Origin of the sequence: Aeromicrobium piscarium, from assembly GCF_007421815.1 — a bacterium.
Classification (GTDB): Bacteria; Actinomycetota; Actinomycetes; order Propionibacteriales; family Nocardioidaceae; genus Aeromicrobium; species Aeromicrobium piscarium.
In genome coordinates, this window is sequence record NZ_VLNT01000002.1 from 145,852 (window position 1) to 169,667 (window position 23,816).

Consider the following 23,816-nt stretch of genomic DNA (forward strand, 5'->3'; position numbering starts at 1 on the left):
CCTAGGAGAGCTTCTCCAGGATGAGCTCGCGAACGCGGCCCGCGTCGGCCTGGCCGCGCATCTGCTTCATGACCGCCCCGATCAGAGCACCGGCCGCCTGCACCTTGCCGCCGCGGATCTTGTCCGCCACGTCCGGATTGTCGGAGATCGCCTGGTCGACGGCCTCGCTCAGCGCGCCCTCATCGGAGACGACCTCCAGACCTCGGCCGGCCACGACCTCCTCGGGAGTCCCCTCCCCCGCCAGCACCCCGTCGAAGACCGACCGAGCCAGCTTGTCATTGATGCGGCCCGCGTCGATGAGCCCCTGGATCTCGGCGACCTGCTGGGGAGAGATGCCCAAGTCGGCGATCTCGGTGCCGGTCTCGTTCGAGCGACGGGCGAGCTCGCCGAGCCACCACTTCTTGGCCGCCGCGGGGCTCGTGCCGGCCTCGATCGTGGCCGCGACGAGGTCGAGCGCGCCCGCACCTACCGTGTCGCGCATGTCGAGATCGGAGAAGCCCCATTCGGTCTGGAGGCGCTTGCGACGCTCGGCCGGCGGCTCCGGCAGGGTCTGACGCAGCTCCTCGACCCACTCGCGCGAGGGCGCGACCGGCGCGAGATCGGGCTCCGGGAAGTACCGGTAGTCCTCGGCATCGGACTTCTCGCGGCCGGCAGAGGTGCTGCCGTCGGCCTCGTGGAAGTGCCGCGTCTCCTGTACGACCTTCTCCCCGGCGTCGAGGATGCCCGCGTGACGACCGACCTCGTACCGCACAGCGCGCTCGACGGAACGGAACGAGTTGACGTTCTTGGTCTCGCTACGAGTGCCGAGCACGTCCGAGCCGGTGGGCTTGAGCGACAGGTTGACATCGGCGCGCAGCGAGCCCTGGTCCATGCGGGCGTCGGAGACATCGAGAGCCACCATCAGGTCGCGCAGGTAGTTGACATACGCGCGCGCCACGGCGGGTGCCTTGTCGCCGGGCACCTCGATGGTCTTGGTGACGATTTCGATCAGCGGGATGCCCGCGCGGTTGTAGTCCAGCAGCGAGTGCGAGGCACCGTGGATGCGACCGGTAGCGCCACCGACGTGCAGCGACTTGCCAGTGTCCTCCTCCATGTGCGCGCGCTCGATCTCGATCCGATAGACCTCGCCCTCGACCTCCAGGTCGACATAGCCGTCGAAGGCGATCGGCTCGTCGTACTGCGAGGTCTGGAAGTTCTTCGGCATGTCCGGATAGAAGTAGTTCTTCCGCGCGAAGCGGCACCACTCGGCGATCTCGCAGTTCAGCGCGAGGCCGATGCGGATGGCCGACTCGACCCCCTTGGCGTTGACGACCGGCAGTGCACCGGGCAGACCGAGGCACACCGGGCACACCTGTGTGTTGGGCTCGGCACCGAAGGTCGTCGCGCAGCCACAGAACATCTTGGTCGCGGTGTTGAGCTCGACATGGACCTCGAGGCCCATGACGGGCTCGTAGCGCGTGAGGGCATCCTCGAAGGCAACCATCGTGGTCATCGGACCTCCTCCAGCTTCGGGGTGTCGACGAGGCGCTCCAGCGCGGCCGCGGCGTTGTACAGACGGTCATCGGCCATGGCCGGCGCCAGGAACTGCACACCGACCGGAAGACCCGAGTCGTCGGCCAGCCCGACGGGCAGGCTCAGGCCCGGCACACCGGCGAGGTTGGCGGGGATCGTCGCGATGTCCTCGAGGTACATCGAGAGCGGGTCATCGGACTTCTCACCGAGCTTCCAGGCCGTGGTGGGCGTGGTCGGCGAGACCAGGACGTCGACCTGCTCGAAGGCGGACTCGAAGTCGCGGGCGATGAGCGTGCGCACCTTCTGCGCCGAGCCGTAGTAGGCGTCGTAATAACCGCTGGACAGCGCGTACGTGCCCAGGATGATGCGACGCTTGACCTCATCGCCGAAACCGGCATCGCGGCTCGCCGCCATGACCTGCTCGGCACTCGCGCCCTCATGCGGGACGGTGCGCAGGCCGTAACGCATCGCGTCGAAGCGGGCGAGGTTGCTGCTGACCTCGCTGGGCATCACGAGGTAGTACGCGGCGATGCCATGCGCGAAGCTGGGGCAGCTCACCTCGACGATCTCGGCACCCGCCTGGGACAGCTGCTCGACGGCGCGATCGAAGGCGGCCTGGACACCAGGCTGGAAGCCCTCGCCGCCCAGTTCGCGGATCACGCCGACACGAAGCCCCGCCACGTCGCCACGACGTGCTGCCTCGACGACGGGCGGGACGGGACGCTCGATGCTGGTGGAGTCCATCGGGTCGTGACCCGCGACGACCTCGTGCAACAGCGCCGCATCGAGCACGGTGCGGGCCATCGGGCCGACCTGATCGAGGCTGCTCGCCATCGCGATGACGCCGTAGCGCGACACCCCGCCGTAGGTCGGCTTGACGCCGACGATGCCGGTCATGGCGCCCGGCTGACGGATCGAGCCGCCGGTGTCGGTGCCGAGGGCGAGTGGGGCCTCATAGCCGGCGACCGCGGCGGCCGAACCGCCGCTGGAACCGCCCGGGATGCGCGAGGTGTCCCACGGGTTGCGAGCCGGCCCGTAGGCGGAGTGCTCATTGGACGAGCCCATCGCGAACTCGTCGAGATTGGTCTTGCCGAGGATCGGCAGACCGGCGGCGCGCAGACGTCCGACGACAGTAGCGTCGTACGGAGGGATCCAGCCCTCGAGCATCTTCGACCCGGCCGTCGTGGGCTGACCGGTGGTGTTGATGAGGTCCTTGACGGCGATCGGGACGCCCGCGAGGGCCGGTAGCTCGGCACCGTCCGCGCGGCGCGCGTCGACCTCGGCGGCCGTGGCGAGCGCGCCCTCGGCGTCGACGTGCAGGAACGCGTTCAGCCGGTCGTCGACGGCTGCGATCCGATCCAGGTGGGCCTGAGTGACCTCGACGGAGGTCGCCTCGCCGCCGGCGAGCGCGTCGGCGATGGCCGCCGCCGAGGCAGTGGTGAGATCGGTGGTCATTCTTCTCCCAGGATCTGCGGGACGCTGAAGCGCTGCTCATCGGCATCGGGGGCGCCGGACAGGGCCTGCTCGGGAGTGAGCCCGGCGCACACCTCGTCGGCGCGCAGCACATTGGTCACGGGAATGGGGTGGCTCATCGCGGGGACGTCGTCGCCGGCCACCTGCTGAACGACCTTGACGTGCTCGAGGATCGCGGGCAGTTCAGCGCCCAGACGGTCGAGTTCGTCATCGGACAGGTCGATGCGAGCCAGGCTCGCGAGGTGGGCGACGTCGTCACGAGAGATCGCAGAAGACGACATGCCCTCCATCCTAGAGGCAGCCCCTCCCGCACCAGCCGGTCAGTCGGTGGGGGCCTCGGGCTCGGGAGCGGGGCCGAGGGCATCGGGGCCTTCGGCCACGAGGAGGGCGAACTGCTCGGCGTCGATGATGCGCACGCCGAGTTCCTCGGCCTTGGCCAGCTTGGAGCCCGCACCCGGTCCGGCTGCCACGAAGTCGGTCTTCTTGCTGACGCTCGAGGCCGCCTTACCGCCCGCCGCAATGATCGCCTCCTTGGCGCCGTCACGGCTGAAGCCCTCCAGCGACCCGGTGGCGACCACCGTGACGCCGTCGAGCACTCCCCCGCCCTCGGCCGCGGCTCCGGGACCGGGATGCCCCGGGATCGCGAACTGGACACCGGCGGTCTTCCAGCGTTCGACGATCTCGCGGTGCCAGTCGACCTCGAACCAATCGATCACCGCATCGGCGATGATGCCGCCCACGCCGTCGACCGCGGCCAGGTCCTCACGCGTGGCCTCCCGGATCGCCTCGATCGAACCGAAGTGCTGCGCCAGCGCCCGGGCCGCGACAGGCCCGACATGGCGAATGCTCAAGGCGACGAGCTGGCGCCAGAAGTCCTTGGCCTTGGCCTTCTCGAGCTCATCGAGCAGCTTCTCGGCCTGCGCCGAGGGCAGCACCTTGCGGTAGTCCTTGCGCACGCCGGCCTTGCGGCGCTCGGCGGCCGAACTCTCCTCATATCCGGGCGGATAGGTCAGCTCGACCCGCTGGAACGGCGCTCGGCGTACCGGCTGACCGGTGCGGTCGTCGACCCGAGGCTCGCCGGTCTCGGCATCGCGGACGACCACCTCGATGGGGACCAGCTGGTCCATCGTCAGCTCGAACAACGCCGCCTCGGTGACCAGCGGCGGCTCGGCGGGCACCGACGGCTGAGTGAGCGCCGCGGCCGTCACCTCCCCGAGCGCCTCGATATCGAGCGCACCACGGGATCCGACATGCTCCACCCTGCCGCGCACCTGTGCGGGGCAGGAGCGCGCATTGGGGCACCGCAGGTCGATATCGCCCTCCTTCATCGGCCGCAGCGCGGTGCCGCACTCGGGACAGTCGGCGGGCATCTCGAAGGCGTACTCACTGCCGTCGCGGCGTTCGACGACCGGACCGAGCACCTCGGGGATCACATCGCCGGCCTTGCGCAGCACGACCATGTCGCCGATCAGCACGCCCTTGGACTTGACGACCTCCTGATTGTGCAAGGTCGCCTGACGCACGACGCTGCCCGCGACGCGCACCGGCTCCATCACCGCGAAGGGCGTCGCCCGGCCGGTGCGGCCGACCGAGACGACGATGTCGAGCAGCCTGGTCTGCACCTCCTCCGGCGGGTACTTGTAGGCGATCGCCCACCGCGGGGCGCGACTCGTCTCACCCAACTCGGGATGCAGAGCCAGCTCATCGACCTTGACCACGAGACCGTCGATCTCGTGCTCGATCGAGTGCCGGTTCTCGCCCAGCTCCTCGACTCGGGCTAGGACGTCGTCGATCGAGGTGTACACCCGCGAGTGCGGGCTGGTGGGCAGGCCCCATGCGGCGAGCAGATCGTAGACCTCGCTCTGCGCGGCGACCGGCGGCGTCTCCCACGCGCCGATGCCGTGCACGTACAGCGAGAGCGCGGCGATCCTCTCCACCCCGGCCTCGTGCTCCAGACCGGTCTTCTTGTCGAGCTGCTGACGCAGGCCTCCGCTGGCGGCGTTGCGGGGATTGGCGAAGGCGGGGAAACGACGCGCCGCGCTCGTGCGGACCCGCTCCTCGTCGAAGGGCTTGCGGCTGGCGGCGGGACGGGCCTCCCAGCGGTCGCGCGACTCGACGTAGGCACGTTCGCGGAGTTCGGCCTGCAACGCATTGAGCCGCTCGAATGCCGCGACCTTGATGAAGACCTCGCCGCGTACCTCCACGATGGGCGGGTGCCCCTCGCCGTCGAGATACTCGGGGATCCCGGCGACGCGCAGCGCGTTGATCGTGACGTCCTCGCCGATACGGCCGTCGCCACGCGTCGCCGCGGACGTGAGCGCCCCGTTCTCGTAGCGCAGCGAGATGGCCAGACCGTCGATCTTGACCTCGGTCAGCCAGGCCACCGCACGGCCGGCGGCCTGTTGGGTCTTGACGCACCAGTCGCGCAGTTCATCTGTGGTGAAGACATTGTCGAGGCTGAGCATGCGCTCCGCGTGCTCGACCGGGGCGAGCGCGGAGTCGGTCGGGGCGCCCACCCGCTGCGTGGGCGAGTCCTGACCTTGCAACTCCGGGTGCATGCGCTCGATCTCCTCGAGGCGGCGCATCCAGCCGTCGAAGGTGGCGTCGTCGACGAGGGACGTGTCGCGGCTGTAGTACGCGTCGCGCGCCTCGTCGATACGTTCGGCGAGGGTACGAGCTTCGTCGCGAGCTTCGTCCAGGCTGAGGTCGGGAAGGTCCGCTGCGTCGGAGGCCATGGCACGACAGTAGCGCCGCGCACCGACGGTCACCGGAGCAGATATCCACTACACCGCGTTCCCCCGCCTGTGGGGGTACACCAGCAACCTCATCGTGCCGCCATGAGGTTGACCAGCTACCGCCGTCGATGACGAAGGGGCGATGGCCTACCGCCCCACTGCAGGTCAGGAGAGGCTGGTGGCGATCGTCTGGACGCGCTCGAGGGAACGGCGAGCCTCACCCGGGGTCTGGCCGGCGAGGCCGCACGACGGCGTCACCACCATGCGATCGGTATAGGAGGCGGGCTCGTAGCCGAGGCGACGCATGAAGTCCTCGACGGCCCTCGGATCGAGCCCTCCGGGCCACAGATCCACCCCCGACTCGAAGGCCTCGGCCCACGCATCGTCCGCGCCGGCGAGCGCGAGATCGAAGGCGATGGCCCCGGCGCCGGTTCCGGCGAGCAGTGCCACGGGGAGGTCGTCCGCACAGCAGTGCACCACTGGCCGGGCGCCTGCATCCTCGATGACCTCGACCAGGAGACGCAGCAGCGCATCGGCCTCGGGCGGGTGGACCGTGCGGTACCTGCCGAATCCGCTCGTGGTCGGCACCGCGCCTCGCAGGACCGAGGTGATTCCGGGCTCGTCGATCTGCACGACCAGATCATGGCGGGGGAATCGGCGCCGCAGCCCGGCCAGATGTTCACCGACGCCGGCAGCGAGCGCCCCGGCCAGGTCGCGCCGGGCTCCGTGGTCGGCCAGCACGCGCTCGCCGCGCGGCAGCGCGACCGTCGCGGCCAAGGTCAGCGGGCCGGTGATCTGCTGTTTGAGCGTGCCCTCGTGCTCCTGCAGCTCCTCTTCCAGGAGATCGAGGTCATGGTTCAGCAGCGATGCGGCGCGGCGATGATCGACTCCGCCGCCGGACGCGAGCCGCCACCCGGCGGGCTGCAGGTCGACCGCCAGTTCCGTGACGAGTCCGAGCGTCCGGCCGATCATCCCGGCCTGAGCCCCCCGATCGGGGAGCTCAGGAACGAACACGAGGTCGTCGAGCACACCGGTGACCATCTTGATGGCCTCGCGATAGTCCTCTCCCGGCATCGATCCGACTCCCGTGGCACGCATGCGCCCATTGTCCCCGACGGCGGACTGGCTACGCTCGGCGCGTGACGATCCGGACCGCCGTACCGGCCGACCTCGACCGCCTCGCCGCCCTGGCGGCACGAACCTTCCCCCTGGCCTGCCCCCCGCATCTGCCGGCCGAAGACATCGACGCCTTCATCGCCGCGCACCTCACCGCCGACCGCTTCGGGGACCACCTCGCCGATCCGGCCCGCACGGTCTTCGTCGCCGACGAGGCCGGTGAACTGGCGGGATACGTCATGATCGTGTCCGGGGATCCCTACGATGCCGCTATCGCCGCCCTCGTCCGTCACCGACCGACGGTCGAGCTCAGCAAGTGCTATGCCGCACCGGAGTTCCACGGATCGGGAGTCTCGGCGCAGCTGATCGAGCACACGGTGTCCTGGGCTCGCGAGCACGGCGCCGCCAGCATCTGGCTGGGCGTCAACGGCCTCAACCTCCGCGCACAGCGCTTCTACGCCAGGCAGGGATTCGAGGCGATCGGAACGCGACGCTTCGCGGTCGGCGCGCGCATCGAGGACGACCTCGTCCTGGAACGGCCGCTGTCCTGACGTGTTCAGATGAACGCGAGAATGACCACGAACAGCGCGAAGAACAGGATGAAGACCGCCGCCACCATGAGCAGCAGAGCGAAGATCACCGGGTGGGCGCGCCACCAGTGGATGAGCCGCGGGTCTCGTCGCCGCAGAGCCGCCGCGGTGAGGGGCTGACTGGCCCGCTCCACGGCGACTCCATTCCGCCAGAGGTCGGCGGCGAGCTCCTCGAGCTGGTCGACGGTGAACATCTGACTCACCAGAAGGAGCGCAGGACCTTTCTGCCCCGCGACGATCAGGTGGAGAGCCGGTCGCATCACGCCCAGGCTGAACTGCTCGGCAAGCACAGCCAGGCTCAGCTCGTCCGCGCGGTAGACACGGTCGGCGCCGACGAGCCTGCCGATCCGATAGCTGCCGTCGCCGAAGCACACGCCGCTACGTCTCACGAAACGGAAGGCGAGCCATCGGGTGGCGAGGACCGCCGAGACGTAGAGGAGTCCGACGGACGCCAGGACCAGGGCGATCGAACCGCCGGGCAACAACAGGCCCGAGGGAATCAAAGGCAGGACGAACAACGGCCCCAGACAGAGGATGTAGACGGTGTTCAGGCGGACGATGCGACGAGCTTCCTCGGGCGGTACCCGCAGCTCGGTCACGCCGAGACCTCGGTCGTCGAACGATGAGTCCGGGCGATCGTGCCCGACCCGACCACCCGGGTGCCGTCGTAGATCACGCAGGCCTGACCGGGAGCGATGCCCTCGGCCGCGTCGAGTAGCGCGACCTCGATCGACGAGCCGTCGGCACCGACCCGTACCCGGGCACGATGCTCTGAGCCGTGGGCGCGCAGCTGCACCGTGCACTCCAGCTCCCCCCCTGGCGCGGTCCCGCACCACAACGGCTTGAGGCATTCGAGTCCGTCGACGAGCAGATGCTCACGCGGACCGACCGTGACCGTGCCGCTCACCGGCTCGATGTCGAGCACGAAACGCGGCTTGCCGTCGTCCGCCGGCATCCCGAGGCGGAGGCCGCGACGCTGGCCGATCGTGAACTGATAGGCGCCCTCGTGCTCACGCAGCACCGCACCGGACTCGTCGACGATCGCGCCGGGCTTGGGGCCGAGCTTCTCGCTCAGCCAGCCGGCGTTGTCGCCGTCGGCGATGAAGCAGATGTCATGGCTGTCGGGCTTGTGCGCGACCTGAAGGCCGCGCCGCTCGGCCTCGGCGCGCACGACATCCTTGGTGTCACCGCCGAGCGGGAAGATCGAGTGCCGCAGCTGCTCCTGGGTCAGCACACCCAGCACATAGGACTGGTCCTTGCCCTGGTCGACGGCGCGATGCATCTCGATGGTGCCGTCGGCAGCGGTATGCAGCTGCGCGTAGTGTCCGGTGGCGACCGCGTCGAAGCCGAGGGCCATCGCCCGGTCGAGCACGGCGGCGAACTTGATCTTCTCGTTGCAGCGCAGGCAAGGGTTGGGGGTGCGACCCGCGGTGTACTCGGCGATGAAGTCCTCGACGACCTCGTCGGCGAACTCGTCGCTCATGTCCCAGGTGTAGAAGGGGATGCCGATGGCATCGGCGGCGCGGCGCGCATCGCCGGCGTCCTCGATCGAGCAGCAGCCGCGGGCTCCGGAGCGGTAGGAGCGCGGATTGCGGCTCAGCGCGAGATGGACGCCCGTAACGTCATGTCCGGCCTCGACGGCACGCGCGGCGGCGACTGCCGAGTCGACGCCGCCGGACATCGCGGCGATGACCCTCATCGAGCACCGCCTCTGACCAGTCGTGCGGCGCGCGCTCGTTCGTGCGCCGCCGGCAGCACCTCGAGCAGTCGATCGACATCGGCATCGGTGCTGGTGTGACCGAGGCTGAACCGCAGGGAGCCACGGGCCGCGGCCTCGTCGAAGCCCATCGCGAGCAGGACGTGGCTCGGCTGCGGCACCCCCGCGGCGCACGCGGAGCCGGTCGAGACCTCGACCCCCTGGGCGTCGAGCAGCATGAGGAGCGCGTCTCCCTCGCATCCGGGGAAGGTGACGTGGACGATAGTGGGCAGACGATGGTCGTCCCCGGCGAGCGGATCGCCGTTGACCACGGCATCGGGGACGAGTCGGGTGATGCCCTCGACGAGCCGCGCCCGCAGCCGCTCGATGCGCGCGGCCTGCTCGGCCTGGTGCTCGACGGTGAGATCGAGCGCAGTGGCGAAGGCGGCGATGAGGGCGACGCCGATCGTGCCGGAGCGCACGTCGCGCTCCTGTCCCCCGCCGTGCAGCAGCGGCGTCGGCGTCAGTTCGCGCTTCATCAGCAGGGCGCCGACGCCGACCGGACCGCCCAGCTTGTGCGCGGTCACCGTCATCGCGTCCAGTCCGCTCGCCCCGAAGTCGAGCGGCACGTAGCCGGCAGCCTGTACCGCATCGGAGTGCACGGGGATGTCGTACTGGGCGGCGAGCTCGACGACCTCGCCGATCGGCTGGATCGTGCCCATCTCGTTGTTGGCCCACATCGTGGTGACGGCCGTGATGTCGCTCGGGTCGGCCTCGATCGCCGCCCGCAGCTCGTCCAACCGCACGCGTCCCTCGCGATCCACCGGGGTGACCTCGATGCGCGCTCCCTCGTGGGCCGCGAGCCATGTGACCGGATCGAGGAGCGCGTGATGCTCGATCGAGCTGAACAGCACCCGTCGGCGGGCCTCAGTGCGTCGGGCCCAGTAGAGGCCCTTGATCGCGAGATTGTTGGCCTCGGTTCCGCCGGAGGTGAACACGACCTCCGAGGGTCGTCCGCCGAGCCGCTCGGCGATGCGTTCCCGTGACTCCTCCACGACACGGCGGGCCTCCCGCCCCGAGGCATGCAGGGACGACGCATTGCCCACGCGAGCGAGCTCGCGCGTCATGACCTCGAGGGCCTCGGGGTACATGGGCGTCGTCGCGGCGTGGTCGAAGTAGGCGCGAGGGGTGACAGCGGACATGGCCGTTCCAGGGTACTCGCCCCGGCGACGCCGCCTCCGCCGACATCGTGCGATGGCCTAGGGCTTGCGACCGATCTCGACGTGCATCGCCGTACAACTCGTCCGGTGGTCGACTGAGGCTAGGTGCCGTTCGGCCAGCCGGGCGATCCGATCACACACCTCACGGTGGCCGAGCCGCTCGGCGAGAGCGGGGCGGTCATCGGGGTCGGCGGATCGCAGCTCATCGGACTCCACCGAGGTCCGGACCATGACGGCCGGCCGTCCGCCCTCGTGCTCCGTCGATAATGCGATACCCAGCCGGTCCTCGGGTGACGGCAGGTCCTCGGCGACAGGGCCCAGCTCGAAGGCGAGCGCGACCGCTCGCGGCGCGACCGGTCCGTCCACGCCCTCGAGCCTGGACACGACCTGTCCCTCGGGGAGCTCGATGCGCTCGCTCGTCAGATGGTCGGCCACGTAGTCGGGCAGCACCGATGTCGCGAGCCTCTCCCCTTCCTCCGCGCTCTGAGCTTTCCCGCGCAGCTGGATCACGGGGTCGTCCCCGCGAGCCCACACGGCGATCGACGACCACGCTCCGCCGGCGACCGTCTCCAGCACCTGCTCCACCTCGTCGGGCCGGTACGTTCCGGCGATGGTCACGCTGGCGAAGGGGGCGCCGTACGCCATCGGCGGCACCTCCTCGCTGTGCTGATCGGCGAGGGCGGCAAGCTCGCTCAGCAGACCGTGCAGCTGCTCGGGGTCGGTCTCCTCCGCGAGGTCGACCACGGCGACGCGGTCCGGGACATTGGCAGCCCGTTCCCAGCCGTCCACCTGCGCGCCATGGTCGACGACGATCGCCGAGTCGTCCAGCAGATCGATGATCGCCTGCTCGTAGTCATCGGGATAGGTGTCCTCGGTCGGCACGCCGAACAACGCGCACCCGCCGAGTCCGATCGTCATCGCGGCGGCCACGAGGGGCAGAAACCGATGAACCGAGGTCACCCGATCAACCATAGGCTCGATCCGGCAACCTCGGGCACCGCCAGGAAGACCAGGATCGCGAGCCCCGCACCGCACACGCACAGGAACGAGAGGGCGACGGCACCGAAGCTGGCCCGCAGCCCGCTGATCGACCGCCAGAGGAGGACGAGCGCGAGCAGTGGCAGCAGCACCCAGATGGTCGACCAGGCGGACGAGAAGACATCGGCGGGCCAGGACAGGTCGATGGCCCGCGCCAGCTCGGCGAGCCCGGCCACGTACCAGCCGAGGAGCAGGATCGAGCCGCCCCGCAGACCGGCCCGGGCCGCCATCCACACCCCCGAACGGGTCGACGGGCCCACGAGCGTCTCGGGCCGCTCCGCACCGATCTCGGGTCCCGCCAGCCGCGCGAAGAAGTCACGGCGTCGCACCAGCAGGCACAGCAGGGCGATCGTCACGGCGGCCATCCACCACACGGGTCCGGCGGAGGCCATCGACGCCGGCCGGTACTCGGCAGGAGCGAGATCGCCCACCAGGCCGGCCGCCGTGGTGATCGCGACGACCGCGAAAGCGCTCATGACCAGACCTGAGGTGAAGGTCGTCAGCCGGCTCCATGAGGTCACACCGGACCCACGGGCATGCTCCGGCGGGTGGGCAGCCGGTGACTGGGGCCGCGACGACGCGGAGCGTGCGGCGGGGGTGCCGATCGTCGCCTGCGGGGCCGGCGTCACCGCCTCGGTGGAGGGCACGGGCTCGGCGGCCAGTGCACCGAGCATCTCCGGTACGCCCGAGAACCGCTGATGGGGGTCGACCGCCATCGCCCGCATCACGACCTGCGCCAACCCGTCCGGGAGGCCGGGGACGACGTGCCGCGGGTCCGGCCGCGGCTGGTGGCGGTGGGCCATCAACTGCGCGGCCATCGTGCCCTCGAAGGGCGGCCGCCCGGTGAGGCATTCGTACAGCAGGCAGCCGACCGAGTAGACGTCGCTGCGCTCGTCGACCCGGCCCTCGGCCTGTTCGGGCGCCATGTAGTGCGGGGTTCCCGCGATCGTGGCCGTGGCGTCGGAGGCAGCCCGCGCGATGCCGAAGTCGACGATCTTGACCCCGCCGCGCTCGGTCACCAGGACATTGGCGGGTTTGATGTCCAGGTGCAGGATCCCGGCCGCATGGCACGCCGCGAGGCCTTGCAGCACGCCGCGGACGACCAGCACCGACCGCGTGCTCGGGCCGTAGGCGGCCAGGATGTCGCGCAACGACGTGCCCTCGGCGAGCTCCATCACGAGGTGTGGCGTGATCTCGCCGTCGCCATCGGGAAGATGGACCAGGTCGTGGACGGTGACCACATTGGGGTGCGAGACCCGTGCCAAGGTCTCGACCTCCCGGGTGATGCGGCGCATGGCCCGCGGGTCGTCGGCCAGGAAGTGCGAGAAGCGTTTGATCGCCACCTCACGGCCGAGCTGGCGATCGCGGGCGCGGAACACCACGCCATGGTTGCCCGCGCCGATCCGCGAGATCAGCTCGAAGCGACCGGCGGCCGGCGCGACGGGAGTGGTGGTGCGCAAGGGGCGGGCCTCGGACATCCCATCGCCTCCCCTCGTCGCCTGCGCGGTCTCGGGCACGACGGTCAGTCGCGCCCTCCCATTGTCACGCACCGCGCTAACGGCTCGTGACATCGGCGAGGTTCACCGTGCCGGTGGCATCGATCGTGACCTCGACAGGCACCCCTGCCACGGCGAGGACCGCTCCACTGCGCAGCGGCATCCACCGCTCGCATTCGACCGGCTCGCCGTCGAGGGTCGTGCCATTGGTACTGCCGAGATCGGCGACCTCCCACCGGCCGGCCCGCAGACGGATCGCCGCGTGGCGTCCGGAGACTTCTGGCTCGGTGAACGGCACGACGCTGCGTCCGACTCGCCCGAGCACGGCGGTACCCTCCCTCGGGACCTCGACGAGACGACCGCCGTACCGCAGCCGCAGGGTGGGGACAACATTCACGGTGAGGACATCGTCGTCCTCGATCGCTGAGAACAGGGCCGTAGCAGCCGGATCGAGTTCGGGCCCCGAGGGCACCGGCCGCAGCGGGATCGGATCGGCCGTCGCCGGCTCCGGATCCTCGGTGACGACGTCCCAGCCGAGCGGTTTGCGGCGATCGGCCCGAGGTATCTCGACCGAGCCGGTCTCGACCGGCTCGAAGGCCCCCGCCCGCGCGATGGCGCGCGCCGGTGGGATCCATCCCGACCGTAGCCCGGGATCGATCTCGACGTTCACCGTGACGTCGGCGGGCACGCCCCATCCGGACCGGCGTGCGTGGGCGGCGTACAGCTTGGCGCCGTCCGCGCCGAGCCGCTCCACGTCGCCATCGGGGTCGAGCCTCTCGAGATCCTCCGGGGCGATCCGCACGGTGAGTTCGGCGAAGGCGAGTCGCTCACCGCTGGGCATGATGAGGTGCTGACCGGTCAGCGCACGCACGAATCTGCGCCGGAGCACGCCGGACGAGCCGGTCGGATAGGCGACGAGCTTCGCCGCCACCTCTGTGGCCGCCGCACGCTTGGTGTCGGTCTTGAACACGCTCTGCGCCGCCCTCAGCCCCAGGGCGATGACTCCGGCGAACGCCGCCAGGATCAGCAGATTCGTGGTGAGGGAGGCGATGGTCGAGCTCATGACGGCATCATTGACGCTGAGACCCGCCCACGTCGAACCGCGGCGGAACACGTTCCACGAGAGGAGAGACCGGTGCTGCACGTCGAGTGGTCGACCGCCGATGGACACTCCGGTGCGACCGACCTCGATGCCGGTAACAAGCTCGTGCTGGCGCGCCGGATGGAGCTGCCCGAGCAGCAGCCGATGGTCGTCGAGGAGATCGCGGGCTCCCTCTACGTTCTCGTCCGGCTGCCCTATGTCAGCGATCCCGCGCTCGTGCTGACCTCCACCGAGGGCGAACCGGTGCTCTACCGGCGGCAGCGCGCGAACGGAGCGATCGTCGAGGTGACCACGCCGAGCGGAGTGGCCATCACCCCCGAGCCGGGGCAACGGATCACGCTCACGGCCAGCGGCACGCGGGTGAGCTTCCGCGTGCCGGAGTTGGAGCTCGCGATCGCGACGCGATTCCGGGCGTCCTCATCACCCGAGTCCGGCTCCGGCACCGTCCAGCTGGGGCTGAGCACCTTGGAGCACGATGACTCGTGGCTGGTCGCCGCCCTCGCCGTGGCACTGTCCCCCGAGCACGGCGTGGTGCCGCACGGCGAGCTGAAGTCGGCCTTCGCGGCCTGGCGCGGCATCGCCGAGCCGAGTGTGGGCTCCTTCGACCGCAATGTCCTCCGGCCGGCCGTCGAGGCGCGCGGTGCCGAGCTGCCGGGCACGCGTCTGAACAAGATCGCCTATCTCGTCGAGCGCTGCCGGCGCACCTCGGAGTTCCCGCCGCATGTGCTCGACGAGGTACGACGACGTCTGAGCTCCCTCCCGTCGCCCGGACGGTGAACCCTCCCGATGGCGGTACCTGAGCAACCTTTCGCCCCCGGTGGCGGTAGCTGGTCAACGTTACCGAGGGACGATGGGGTTGATGAGGTACCGCTGCCCGAAACGAAAGGTTGATGGCCTACCGCTGCTTCCGGGCTGCGCGCGGGGCTAGGCGAGATCGAGGTGCTGGTCCGGGCTGAGCTCGGCGATGAGCTCCTCGGTCGGTGCCTCCATCGGCTCGGTTCCCAGCGCCTGACGCAGCGCCGTCACCGCGGCTGCCACACCGGCGGCCCCGTCGCGGGCATGCCGTTGGCGGATCACATCGCGCCACAGGCCCTGATGTGTCGGGGCGATGCGCAGTCCGATCTCGGCTGCGGCGACGGCACCATCGGGATCGCCATCGTCGCCGAGGAGCTCGACCAGCCGCTCAGCCGAGTCAACGATGAGCGCCGTCATCTCGTGCACCGTGCCCTCGCGATGCGCCCAGGCATAGGTGCCGGGGCCCGCGTGGCGCAGCGGCATACCCCGCACGATGTGGAGTGCCCGCTTCAGACCGCCGATCTCATCGCGCATGGTCGAGGCGCGACGCGTGTCGCGCACCAGCGTGCGGAAGGCGTCCCAGTCCAGCACGACCTCCGGCGCCAGCAACAGACGACCCTCGGCGTCCTCGCCCAACATGGGCGCACCCTGTGCATCCGTGCCCAGCCAGCGCCGCGCTCGCTCGATATTGGCATCGCGCACATCGGCAGAGACGCCACGTGGCCACACCGCGCCCGCCAGCACCGTCGGGTGAACACCCCCCGGGTGAAGCGCGAGATAGGAGAGGATCTCGGCGAGCAGCTCACTGCGTCCGTCGGTCGGACCCTCCGCCCCGGCCACCTCGACCGCACCCAGCACCATGACGCGCTGCTGAGCCGCGGCCCAGGCAGCAGCATCCACGCGAAGCGCGGGCTCCGAGACGGGCAGCCGGTCGTCATCGCCGCCCGGCCCGCCATCGGTCTCCCGCGCGGCCGACACGAGCTCCAGCACTCCGGCCACCTCGCGCTCGGAGAGACGATGCGCGCTCACCGTGATGCCCAGCTGCGGCGCACTCAGCGTGCCGTTCTCGTCGATGCTCAGGCGCCAGCGAGCCGCCGGATGGTCCCCGACGGTCACCATCGACACCGCCCGACGCTCTCCGCCGGTCAGCCGCCCCATCGTGGCGGCGACATCCTCCGAGAGCGGGTACGACGACGCGATGAGATACGAGGATCCGAGCGGACGACGGGAGGTGCGGCCCACGAGCGGCTCACCCTCGGCGCCGACCACGTGCGCGACCTCGTCGACCACCGCTGCGAGATCGTCGGTGAGGGTCACACGCTCGTCGTCGAGGGACTGCAGACCGTCCGGGAGGCCCGCTCCGACGACCACCATCGACCCTGACCAGGGCGACGTGGCGGCCTGAACCGCGATCGCATTGGTGACCTGCGCCGCGAGCGCATCGTCGCCTCCGACCGACACGATGCCGCCCGCCGCCTCGAGATCGATGAGGATGTCACGGCCCAGATCGTCCAGTCCGAGCGAGACGAGCGCCGGATAGGGACTGGTGCCGGATTCGAGCTCCCGGCGATCCTCAGCGACGTACCGCCACCGCTCACCCCCGTCGTGGGCCTCCCAGCCGGGCAACGCCTCGGGCGTGGCCGGAGCGAGATGCAGGTCGACGTGCTCGTCGTCGACGGTGGCGGAGTAGACGGGCGGCAGCGCGCTCCCTTGGCCCTCCGCGACCCGGGCGAGCTGTGCGAGGGCGGCCTCGAGCAGCTCCGTGCGCACCTGGCTCGCGGCGACCCGCAGCAGCGCCTCGGTGTCGAGCGCATCGTCGTCCGGACGGCGGCCGATGCCCGAGCGCCGGGCCACCGCCACGACACCGAGCACCCCGGCGGCGAGCAGGCCGGCACCGGTCCACCAGGCGGTCGAGGTCTCGGCGGTGTCGGCGATGGTCGCGGACCCCTGATCCGTCCCTCGTGCATCTCCGGTCGGCGGTGCCGTGCTCGGCGCGGACGGAGCGGCCACGCGCTCCAGTCCCGACGCGTCCTCGGGCATGATGAAGTCCCACCCCGGCTGGATCAGCCGCGCGAGCTCCAGGCGACCGCCGTCGGGCTGGAGCCGGTCCTTGTTGAGCTCGTAGATCTCCTTGTAGCGGAAGCCGTCTCCGAGGTGTCGCTCCGCGATATCCCAGAGATTGTCGTGATAGCCGTTGACGGGGGCCTGGACGGTGTAGACCTTCTTGCCGACCATGCTGTCGTCGGTCGAGGCCGACGGCGCCTCCGGCACGTCCTCGACGAGGTCGAGCTGCTGCTCGGCCATCACACTTGCGGCGACGGTGGGTTGAGCGCCGGCATCGGCCGCGGTGGCCGCTTGGGCCGGCCCCGCGACGAGGCCCGTCACCAGGAGCCCGCCGACGAGGATCCGGGCCAGATGCTGCAACGGTCCGGCACCGGGAACGCGGGAGGCGAGCCCCCCGCGCCGGGCCGCGACGATCTCCATGACGACGCATACGAGGAACAGCAGCCAGACCAGCCAGACCACCGCGACGAGCACCGTGATGAGGTCTTCGACGCCGAGCTGCCGGGCGAAATCTCCCAGCGACGGCACACTCGTGGGGATCGGCGGCGGCGCGCCCAGCGCGAGCAGGACCACCGGCAGCCCGATGACGAGCGCGAGCAGACCGACCGCGGAGAAGGCCTTCTCGCGCGGGGACGGCTCATGCACCGGTCGATCGTCGACGAGCCGCTCGAATCGCGACGCGTCGGGGGCATTGTCGTGTGTCGTGTTGTCGTCCATCGGGTAACCCATCAGTTCATGGCGGCGACGGCGGTCGCTCCGGCGCTCACCGGGTAGGAGTCGATGTTGATGATCGAGAGGATGATCGTGTCGGTCGAGTCTCGCACGTCGACGGAGACCTCCGTGCCGTCGACGGAGACGCTGTACTGGCCGGCGCTGTAGCCACGACCCGCGAGGAAGCCGGCGGCCGCCTGGCGGGCCTGCACCGGGTCGATCGCGACGACACCCGAGGATCTCAGGCGACCCACGTCGACGGCATTCGCACCCGCTCGGGCCGCCTGCTCGGCATCGTCGGCCACGCGCATCCGCGTATTGATGCCGACGCCGCCATCGATCGCCAGGCCGGCGCACAACAGCAGGACGACGGACATGCCCACCACGAAGACCGAGGCGGCACCGCGTTCGTGAGAGGTCATCCGGTCCTCCTGTACTGGTCGATCGGCGCACTCGACTGGCCCGTGAAGCGGCGTTCACCCGAGAGCCCGATCATCCCGAGCCCGGTGTTGCTGACCAGACACGAGATGGTGATGTCGACCTGTCCCCCGGCGACGAAGCTGCCGCCGAAGCGCTCGAGCTGGCAGCGCGAGAGATTGCCGTCCGCGCGCTCGGCGGCGGCGACGGCGGCACTGCGCGCCGCGTAGGCGTCACGCTCGAACGAGGCCGCGCGAGCGGCGTCGCGAGCGGCGGACTCGATATCGGCCTTGACCGAGACATAGCGCCCACCGGCGACGACGAGCAGCATGAGCATGACGAGGATCGGGATGGCCAGCACCACCTCGACCGACATCGAACCCCCCTCGCGCCTTCTCACGGCGTGTCCTGTTCGAACTGCTCGATCCGGCCCTCGGAGGATTCCGAGACCCGCGGAGCGATCTCATAGGGCAACAGCTGGTTGGCGCGCCCGCTGACGGTCGCCCGCATGCTGGTGCCGTCGACGACCTCGACCGTCACCTCGATATCGCGCAGCGTGCCTCCGCCGAGGTCGGCGGCGAACTCATTGCCGCGCCGTATCCCCTGTTCGGGGTCGCCGGTCACGCGCGCCACCCGGGCGGCCTCACGGGCCGCCGAGGAGGCCGCGGACTGCGCGAGGTACACGAGCGAGAACTGCACGGCCAGCACGATCACGAGCATGAGCAGCGGCATGTAGAGGACCAGCTCGATCGCGCTGACCCCCCGTTCGTCCTCCCGACGCCGCTGCCCCGTCATGAGATCAGGTGCCCTCGATCTCGCTGCCGACCTCCGACGCCTTGCCTCTGATGGCGGGCACGAGGATAGCGGCGATGATGCCGACGAGACCGACGACGATCGCGGCGATGATGACCCATTCGACGGCCGAGGCGCCTCGCTCCTTGGTCCGTGCGCGGTCGTAGTGCAGGCCGAGCAGCGTGGTGAGGAATTGCAGGATGATCCGGTGCTGAATCATGGTCTCTCCTTGAGGGGGTTACAGCCCGAGAATGCCCGCGAGCGCGGGGTATATCAGGAAGACGAGGAAGCCCGCGCACAGCAACAGTTGAGCGACGAGCATGGACTGGGACTTGGCCGATGCCTGGCTCTCGGCATCGGCGAGTTCGCGCTGCCGCATCGAGGCAGCCCGGGCGGTGAGCGACTCGCGCACCTTGGCACCGTCCTCCGCAACGAGGGCCAGCGCCGCGGCGAGGTCGCGGAGCTCCTCGACACCGAGCTCGTCACCCAGGTCTCCGAGCGCGGCCCATGGCGTCATGCCCTGCAGCCGGGCGCGTCCCATCGTGTCACGGATGAGCACCATCGCCCAGCTGTCGCTGAGCTCCGATGCGCCCTTCAGTGCCTCGGGCACACCGCGGCCTCCTGCGAGGCTCATCGAGACGAGGTCGAGGAAGGAGCTGAGCACATGCCGGAAGTCCTGGCGCCGCTCCTTGGCCGTCGACGAGAGCTGGAACTGGTTGACCACGACGCCGAGCACGAAGCCGAAGAGCGCACCCCACAGCGGGATGGAGAGGTCCATGCCGCCGAGGAGGATCACCGGCGACAGCGCGACCGCCGGGGCGAAGATCCCGGCGACACCCGCCAGGACCGTCATGCCGAGGTGGGTCTCCAGGGTGCGACCGGTGACCGCGAGGTCGGCGCGCATGCCCTTGGGCAGCTCGTAACCCCGGGTGGCCATCCAGGCGTTGATCCGCACACCGATACGCCGGGCGCGCTCGGACTGGCGGTCGGCGAGCTTCTCGGCGACCGCGTCGCGGCGCGACCGACTGCGATCGGCGTCCAGACGCGCCAGCTGGACGGCCGCCGAGGTCGAGAACGCCGGCCGACGGCCGACCAGCAGCAGTACGCCGAGACCGATGAGCGCGCCGCACAGCAGGATGAGGGTCATCGGCCGGCTCCTGCCTTGCCGAGCAGGAAGCGGTCCGGCAGCTGGAAGTCCGAGAGCCGGCGCATCCACGCGAAGCCGATGGCGAAGAGCCCGACCACCACGGCCAGCACCATCTGGCCGATCGGCGAGGAGTACGGCTCGACATAGGTGCGGTTGAAGACCGCGAGGCCGAGCACGAAGGCGACTGAGACGCCCACCACGATCTGCACGCTGCGGCGTGTGGAGGCGCGACCCGAGGTGATGCGACGACGCATCTCCAGTTCCTCGCGAGCCGACGCCGCGAGCGACGTCAGCACCTCGCGCAGGCCCGGGCCACGCAGTCGCGAGTTGAGCATCAGCGCCGCGACGATGATGTCGGCGCTGGGATCGTCGAGGTCGTCGGCGAACTCCTGCAGGGCTACGGGCAGCGGCGTACGGACCCGCAGCCGGTCCGAGAGCGTCCGCAGCTGCGGGGCGATCGACGGCGCGGCGGCATAGGCGGTGGCGGGGATCGCCTGTTCCAGGCCCACCGCACCCGCGATCGTGTCGCGCAACGACTCGGTCCAGCCGGCGAGTCCCTCCAACCGGGCGATCGCCCGTCGCTCAGCCCTCAAGCCGCCGAACAGCAGCGGTGCGAAGAAGGCGAGCAGACCGACCGCGACCGCCATCACCGGCCAGCGGGTCAGCACCAGGGCGAGCAGGCCCGCTCCGATCGCGATCGGTCCACGGGTGCCGAGGGCCTTGAGCCGCGGACCGAGCGAAGACGGTGCCTTGACCACACGGTCCTCGTCGCGCTCCTGCATGCCCCACCAGACGAGCAGCCCGCCGAGACCGATCACCGCGCCGAGCGCGACGATGGCCAGCAGCTGCACCGGGAGCCAGCTCACAGCGCCTGCTCCTCGTAGTACGCGGGCCGGTAGCCGTGCAGCTCCAGCTCGTCGACGCAGCTGACGGCGGCGGCGGGCACGGCGAGACCGTCGGGCCCCTCGGCGAACACCTCGCTCGACAGCACACGCCCGTCGACACCGTTCACCTCGCGCACCGAGGTGATCAGGCGTCGCAGCCCTCCGCCGGTCGCATACTCATTGCGCCGCTCGACGAAGATCACGAAGTCGATCGCGCCTGCGATCAGCATCATCGTGGCATCGGCCGGGAGCCGCTCCGCGGACTGGATCGCGTAGGTGCAGATGCGGTTGAAGACCTCGAGCGAGGAGTTGGCGTGGATCGTCGAGAGTGAGCCGTCATTGCCCTGGCTCATCGCGTTGAGCATCGTGACGATCTCGTCGCCGAGCACCTCGCCCACGATGACGCGGCTGGGATTCATGCGCAGCGAGCGGCGGACGAGCTCGGCCATGCCGATCGCGCCGAGACCCTCGGAGTTGGGCAGCCGCTCCTCGAAGGCCACCACATTGGGGTGGAGATCCGCGAACTCGCCGAGTCCGAGCTCCAGGGCGCGCTCGACCGTGATGAGGCGCTCCTGTGCCGGGATCTCATTGGCGAGGGCCCGCAGCAGGGTCGTCTTACCGGCATTGGTGGCGCCGGCGATCATGATGTTCTTGCGCGCCGCCACGGCGGAGGAGAGGAAGGACGCGAGGTGCGGGGTCATGGTGCCGTTGTCGACGAGCATGTCCAGGCTGGCCCGACCGATGCGCGCCCGGCGGATAGAGAGCGCCGGCCGCTGGGTGACACCCATGACGGCCGATAGGCGGCTGCCGTCGGGGAGCCTCAGGTCGAGCTGCGGATTGGCGGTGTCGAAGGGACGGCTCGTCAGGCCCGAGTAGGCACCGAGCACCTGTACCAGCTCGACCAGCTCGTCGTCGCTGTCCGCCACCGGGGGCATCCGGCGCTCGTCTCCGTTGGCGTAGCCGACGAAGACATTGTCGTAGCCGTTGATGTCGATGTTCTCGACCTCGGGGTCGTCGAGCAGCGGTTGGAGACGACCCACGCCGTACAGCGCGGCGTGGATGCCGTCGGCCAGCTCCGCCTCGTCGGCCGATGACATCGGGGAACGCCCGGCGGCGATCTCGGTGCGTGCATGCGCCTCGAGGACCCGCGAGATGAGGGCGCGCGCGAACTGGCGTTCGTCCTCGCTCGTCATGGGCGGGAGACCGGAGGCGGCGTCCTCGCGACGCTGCTTGGACAGTGCGTCGGCGACCTCCTCGCGAAGGCGGCGGAGAAGCTGCTGATCCATCACGCCTCCTGCAACTGCTGGGGCCGGTCGCCGGTCAGCTCGAGCAGACGACCGGCGACGGCCCGCACCGATCGGAAGTACTCAGTGCGTGCCAGCCGCCGCGACAGGCCCTGAGCGATCATGGCGACGGACTTGGGCTCGTCGGAGACCGTTCCGAGCACGGTGGCTCGTACCCCCTCGGAGTCGAGCAGACGGGCGACGTCCTCCTCACCGTGCCGGTCGCGCGCGTCGCCCACCAGCACCACGCCGGTCGGCGCTCGCGGCCCCTCGTCGATTCCCGCCGAACGCTGCATCCGGACGAGGCGCTCGCGCACGTGGGCGATGCCCGGCACGTCGGCGCGGGCGACGAAAACGGTGGCGGCCGAATTGGCCAGGACACTGGCCACCGGCGAGCCGGCGGTGAACCGGCCGCCATCGGCGATCACCGTGCCCTCGAAGCGTTGCAGGGGCGTGTGCAGATGGGGCCAGGCCGGCCCGAGGCTCTGCGCCTGCGCCGGGCCGGTCGCTCCGAGCAGCACGTCGACGCCCATCGAGGTGGGCACGAGGTGTTCGCCCAGATCGAGATCGGTGCCTCGGCGCAGCGCTGCGCCGAGGGAGACCAGGCCGATCGAGTCGTCGAGTGCTCGGCCTTCGAGCGTGCGGGCGAGCAACGCGACATCGCCGCCCACGGGATCGAGGTCGGCCACGATCGCGGGGCCCTCCCAAGCCTGCGCCAGGGACAACGCCAGTGTCGTCACACCGGGCGACCCCTTCGCCGACACCAGCGTCACAACGCTCATATCGCCACCGCCCGGAAAAGACACAAACTAGGCCGATGGCGGCATGAGAAGACCCCCATCGTTCGCTCGCTGCGCTCGCTCATTCGTCATCACCACCGAAGGTGGTGAGGCGGTCGGCGTCCTCCTCGGGGCTGAGTCCGCGCTCGATCAGCGAGAGACCGAGGACATCGTTGCCGGCGGCATCGACGACCGCGTCCGCGGCTCCTCCCGGAACGAGCAGGCTGGCCGTGGCTCCCGCCTCGCCGCCTCCCGCCAGGCCTCCGCCTCCACCGTCATCCGACGAGGTCTGCAGCACGATCGCCGTGGCCAGCGGCCGCACAGGGCTCTGCCCGTCGCCGAGCCGCGCGACGCGGACCAGATCACCCGATCGCAGACCAGCCGGCACCCGCCCCGGCGAGAGCGTGACACCCACCTGAGCCACATCGCCGGTGAACGGCGAGGACTGGACCAGCATCGTCGTATCGAGCAGCTGCCCCTCCGACAGAGCCGTCTTGGCGTACGTGCCGATGATCTCGTCGACCTGACCGGCGGGCACCAGGAGACTCGAATCACTGGCCACATTGGTCTGCGCGAGCATGTCGTCGGTGATCTGCGTCCCCGCGGGAACATCCGTGCTCAACACCACGACCGGATCTCGGGAGTCCATCCGCAAGGCGAGCAGACCGGCGAGGGCCGCGCCACCCACGATGAGCAGCACGCCGATGACGGCGATGGCCGGCCGCCGCCGTTTGGGCGGGGCAGGGCGGCCATCGCCCTTGGCCTGGGCGCGCGACCCGATGCCGCGCTGGGCCCGTTCGCGCTGACGATCGTCGACAGACGTCCCCGTGGACCGGGTGTCAGTAGCCACGCAGGTGCTCCCCCTCAGACATGAACATGCGCTGGTTGCGAAGCGCAACCGCAATCGCGAGTGTAATGGCGTGCGATGGCGCGAGCACATCGACGTTCGTCACACCGGCCGCCCGC

Annotated in this window: 23 protein-coding genes; 2 read left to right on the forward strand and 21 right to left on the reverse strand. The window is 70.2% G+C overall.

Annotated features, from left to right (window positions below; all coding sequences use genetic code 11):
• Position 1: 1 nt before the first annotated feature.
• The 5 genes from gatB to FNM00_RS03560 form a co-directional block, all read right to left on the reverse strand.
• Positions 2-1,492: an Asp-tRNA(Asn)/Glu-tRNA(Gln) amidotransferase subunit GatB gene (gatB, locus tag FNM00_RS03540; RefSeq protein ID WP_143911635.1), complete on the reverse strand. Its 1,491-nt coding sequence runs from the start codon at positions 1,490-1,492 to the stop codon at positions 2-4.
• Positions 1,489-2,967: an Asp-tRNA(Asn)/Glu-tRNA(Gln) amidotransferase subunit GatA gene (gene gatA, locus FNM00_RS03545; protein ID WP_143911636.1), complete on the reverse strand. Its 1,479-nt coding sequence runs from the start codon at positions 2,965-2,967 to the stop codon at positions 1,489-1,491. The genes gatB and gatA overlap by 4 nt, the downstream gene beginning before the upstream one ends.
• Positions 2,964-3,266 carry an Asp-tRNA(Asn)/Glu-tRNA(Gln) amidotransferase subunit GatC gene (gene gatC, locus FNM00_RS03550; RefSeq protein ID WP_143911637.1) on the reverse strand — a complete coding sequence of 101 codons (303 nt, stop codon included), beginning with the start codon at positions 3,264-3,266 and terminating at the stop codon, positions 2,964-2,966. Before gatC ends, gatA begins: the two co-directional genes overlap by 4 nt.
• Before the next feature lie 39 nt (positions 3,267-3,305).
• Complete coding sequence (gene ligA, locus FNM00_RS03555; protein ID WP_143911638.1) at positions 3,306-5,720, reverse strand: NAD-dependent DNA ligase LigA; 2,415 nt, start codon at positions 5,718-5,720, stop codon at positions 3,306-3,308.
• Between the two features lie 165 nt (positions 5,721-5,885).
• Positions 5,886-6,818 carry a uroporphyrinogen decarboxylase/cobalamine-independent methonine synthase family protein gene (locus tag FNM00_RS03560; RefSeq protein ID WP_143911639.1) on the reverse strand — a complete coding sequence of 311 codons (933 nt, stop codon included), beginning with the start codon at positions 6,816-6,818 and terminating at the stop codon, positions 5,886-5,888.
• Between the two features lie 41 nt (positions 6,819-6,859).
• Between FNM00_RS03560 and FNM00_RS03565 the strand changes: the two genes are divergently transcribed.
• Complete coding sequence (locus FNM00_RS03565; protein ID WP_221933567.1) at positions 6,860-7,387, forward strand: GNAT family N-acetyltransferase; 528 nt, start codon at positions 6,860-6,862, stop codon at positions 7,385-7,387.
• Between the two features lie 5 nt (positions 7,388-7,392).
• On the opposite strand, the gene FNM00_RS03570 is transcribed toward FNM00_RS03565, so the two are convergent.
• The 6 genes from FNM00_RS03570 to FNM00_RS03595 all read right to left on the reverse strand — a co-directional run bounded on the left by FNM00_RS03570 (position 7,393) and on the right by FNM00_RS03595 (position 13,939).
• Positions 7,393-8,025, reverse strand: coding sequence for a hypothetical protein (locus FNM00_RS03570; protein WP_143911640.1), 633 nt, complete (start codon positions 8,023-8,025; stop codon positions 7,393-7,395).
• A complete protein-coding gene (gene mnmA / locus FNM00_RS03575) occupies positions 8,022-9,125 on the reverse strand; it encodes a tRNA 2-thiouridine(34) synthase MnmA (RefSeq protein WP_143911641.1) in 1,104 nt (367 codons plus the stop codon). Before mnmA ends, FNM00_RS03570 begins: the two co-directional genes overlap by 4 nt.
• Complete coding sequence (locus tag FNM00_RS03580) at positions 9,122-10,324, reverse strand: cysteine desulfurase family protein (protein ID WP_143911642.1); 1,203 nt, start codon at positions 10,322-10,324, stop codon at positions 9,122-9,124. Before FNM00_RS03580 ends, mnmA begins: the two co-directional genes overlap by 4 nt.
• Before the next feature lie 57 nt (positions 10,325-10,381).
• Positions 10,382-11,302, reverse strand: coding sequence for a hypothetical protein (locus FNM00_RS03585; protein ID WP_143911643.1), 921 nt, complete (start codon positions 11,300-11,302; stop codon positions 10,382-10,384).
• Positions 11,299-12,858, reverse strand: coding sequence for a serine/threonine-protein kinase (locus FNM00_RS03590; RefSeq protein ID WP_185972950.1), 1,560 nt, complete (start codon positions 12,856-12,858; stop codon positions 11,299-11,301). The genes FNM00_RS03585 and FNM00_RS03590 overlap by 4 nt, the downstream gene beginning before the upstream one ends.
• A gap of 76 nt (positions 12,859-12,934) precedes the next feature.
• Positions 12,935-13,939, reverse strand: coding sequence for an FhaA domain-containing protein (locus FNM00_RS03595; protein ID WP_143911645.1), 1,005 nt, complete (start codon positions 13,937-13,939; stop codon positions 12,935-12,937).
• Positions 13,940-14,011: 72 nt separating this feature from the next.
• On the opposite strand from FNM00_RS03595, the gene FNM00_RS03600 reads away from it, so the two are divergent.
• Positions 14,012-14,755, forward strand: a complete 744-nt coding sequence (locus FNM00_RS03600; protein ID WP_143911646.1) for a hypothetical protein — start codon at positions 14,012-14,014, stop codon at positions 14,753-14,755.
• Positions 14,756-14,902: 147 nt separating this feature from the next.
• Here FNM00_RS03600 and FNM00_RS03605 read toward each other — a convergent pair whose 3' ends face one another.
• From FNM00_RS03605 to FNM00_RS03650, 10 genes are all read right to left on the reverse strand, one after another.
• A complete protein-coding gene (locus tag FNM00_RS03605; protein ID WP_185972951.1) occupies positions 14,903-17,554 on the reverse strand; it encodes an AfsR/SARP family transcriptional regulator in 2,652 nt (883 codons plus the stop codon).
• 11 nt (positions 17,555-17,565) lie between these two features.
• Positions 17,566-17,970, reverse strand: coding sequence for a pilus assembly protein TadG-related protein (locus tag FNM00_RS03610; RefSeq protein ID WP_143911648.1), 405 nt, complete (start codon positions 17,968-17,970; stop codon positions 17,566-17,568).
• Positions 17,967-18,341, reverse strand: coding sequence for a TadE/TadG family type IV pilus assembly protein (locus FNM00_RS03615; RefSeq protein ID WP_143911649.1), 375 nt, complete (start codon positions 18,339-18,341; stop codon positions 17,967-17,969). Before FNM00_RS03615 ends, FNM00_RS03610 begins: the two co-directional genes overlap by 4 nt.
• A 20-nt stretch (positions 18,342-18,361) precedes the next feature.
• Positions 18,362-18,760, reverse strand: a complete 399-nt coding sequence (locus FNM00_RS03620) for a TadE/TadG family type IV pilus assembly protein (protein WP_143911650.1) — start codon at positions 18,758-18,760, stop codon at positions 18,362-18,364.
• 4 nt (positions 18,761-18,764) lie between these two features.
• The gene (locus FNM00_RS03625) at positions 18,765-18,977 is read right to left on the reverse strand and encodes a hypothetical protein (RefSeq protein ID WP_143911651.1); all 213 of its coding nucleotides are present in this window, start codon (positions 18,975-18,977) and stop codon (positions 18,765-18,767) included.
• An 18-nt stretch (positions 18,978-18,995) separates the two neighbouring features.
• Positions 18,996-19,904, reverse strand: coding sequence for a type II secretion system F family protein (locus FNM00_RS03630; protein ID WP_143911652.1), 909 nt, complete (start codon positions 19,902-19,904; stop codon positions 18,996-18,998).
• A complete protein-coding gene (locus FNM00_RS03635) occupies positions 19,901-20,770 on the reverse strand; it encodes a type II secretion system F family protein (RefSeq protein WP_246065049.1) in 870 nt (289 codons plus the stop codon). Before FNM00_RS03635 ends, FNM00_RS03630 begins: the two co-directional genes overlap by 4 nt.
• Entirely contained in the window at positions 20,767-22,074 is a 1,308-nt protein-coding gene (locus FNM00_RS03640) for a TadA family conjugal transfer-associated ATPase (RefSeq protein WP_143911653.1), read from the reverse strand. Before FNM00_RS03640 ends, FNM00_RS03635 begins: the two co-directional genes overlap by 4 nt.
• A complete protein-coding gene (locus tag FNM00_RS03645; protein ID WP_143911654.1) occupies positions 22,074-22,853 on the reverse strand; it encodes a CpaE/TadZ family protein in 780 nt (259 codons plus the stop codon). The genes FNM00_RS03640 and FNM00_RS03645 overlap by 1 nt, the downstream gene beginning before the upstream one ends.
• 79 nt (positions 22,854-22,932) lie before the next feature.
• Positions 22,933-23,700 (reverse strand): SAF domain-containing protein, encoded by a 768-nt coding sequence (locus FNM00_RS03650; protein ID WP_185972952.1) that lies wholly within the window; start codon positions 23,698-23,700, stop codon positions 22,933-22,935.
• Positions 23,701-23,816: the final 116 nt, after the last annotated feature.

Excerpts from the sequence above, each read along its gene's own strand:
- gatB (WP_143911635.1), bottom strand. The coding sequence starts at position 1,492 with ATGACCACGATGGTTGCCTTCGAGGATGCCCTCACGCGCTACGAGCCC.
- gatA (WP_143911636.1), bottom strand. The coding sequence starts at position 2,967 with ATGACCACCGATCTCACCACTGCCTCGGCGGCGGCCATCGCCGACGCG.
- gatC (WP_143911637.1), bottom strand. The coding sequence starts at position 3,266 with ATGTCGTCTTCTGCGATCTCTCGTGACGACGTCGCCCACCTCGCGAGC.
- ligA (WP_143911638.1), bottom strand. The coding sequence starts at position 5,720 with ATGGCCTCCGACGCAGCGGACCTTCCCGACCTCAGCCTGGACGAAGCT.
- FNM00_RS03560 (WP_143911639.1), bottom strand. The coding sequence starts at position 6,818 with ATGCGTGCCACGGGAGTCGGATCGATGCCGGGAGAGGACTATCGCGAG.
- mnmA (WP_143911641.1), bottom strand. The coding sequence starts at position 9,125 with ATGAGGGTCATCGCCGCGATGTCCGGCGGCGTCGACTCGGCAGTCGCC.
- FNM00_RS03580 (WP_143911642.1), bottom strand. The coding sequence starts at position 10,324 with ATGTCCGCTGTCACCCCTCGCGCCTACTTCGACCACGCCGCGACGACG.
- FNM00_RS03590 (WP_185972950.1), bottom strand. The coding sequence starts at position 12,858 with ATGTCCGAGGCCCGCCCCTTGCGCACCACCACTCCCGTCGCGCCGGCC.
- FNM00_RS03595 (WP_143911645.1), bottom strand. The coding sequence starts at position 13,939 with ATGAGCTCGACCATCGCCTCCCTCACCACGAATCTGCTGATCCTGGCG.
- FNM00_RS03605 (WP_185972951.1), bottom strand. The coding sequence starts at position 17,554 with ATGGACGACAACACGACACACGACAATGCCCCCGACGCGTCGCGATTC.
- FNM00_RS03610 (WP_143911648.1), bottom strand. The coding sequence starts at position 17,970 with ATGACCTCTCACGAACGCGGTGCCGCCTCGGTCTTCGTGGTGGGCATG.
- FNM00_RS03615 (WP_143911649.1), bottom strand. The coding sequence starts at position 18,341 with ATGTCGGTCGAGGTGGTGCTGGCCATCCCGATCCTCGTCATGCTCATG.
- FNM00_RS03620 (WP_143911650.1), bottom strand. The coding sequence starts at position 18,760 with ATGACGGGGCAGCGGCGTCGGGAGGACGAACGGGGGGTCAGCGCGATC.
- FNM00_RS03625 (WP_143911651.1), bottom strand. The coding sequence starts at position 18,977 with ATGATTCAGCACCGGATCATCCTGCAATTCCTCACCACGCTGCTCGGC.
- FNM00_RS03630 (WP_143911652.1), bottom strand. The coding sequence starts at position 19,904 with ATGACCCTCATCCTGCTGTGCGGCGCGCTCATCGGTCTCGGCGTACTG.
- FNM00_RS03640 (WP_143911653.1), bottom strand. The coding sequence starts at position 22,074 with ATGGATCAGCAGCTTCTCCGCCGCCTTCGCGAGGAGGTCGCCGACGCA.
- FNM00_RS03645 (WP_143911654.1), bottom strand. The coding sequence starts at position 22,853 with ATGAGCGTTGTGACGCTGGTGTCGGCGAAGGGGTCGCCCGGTGTGACG.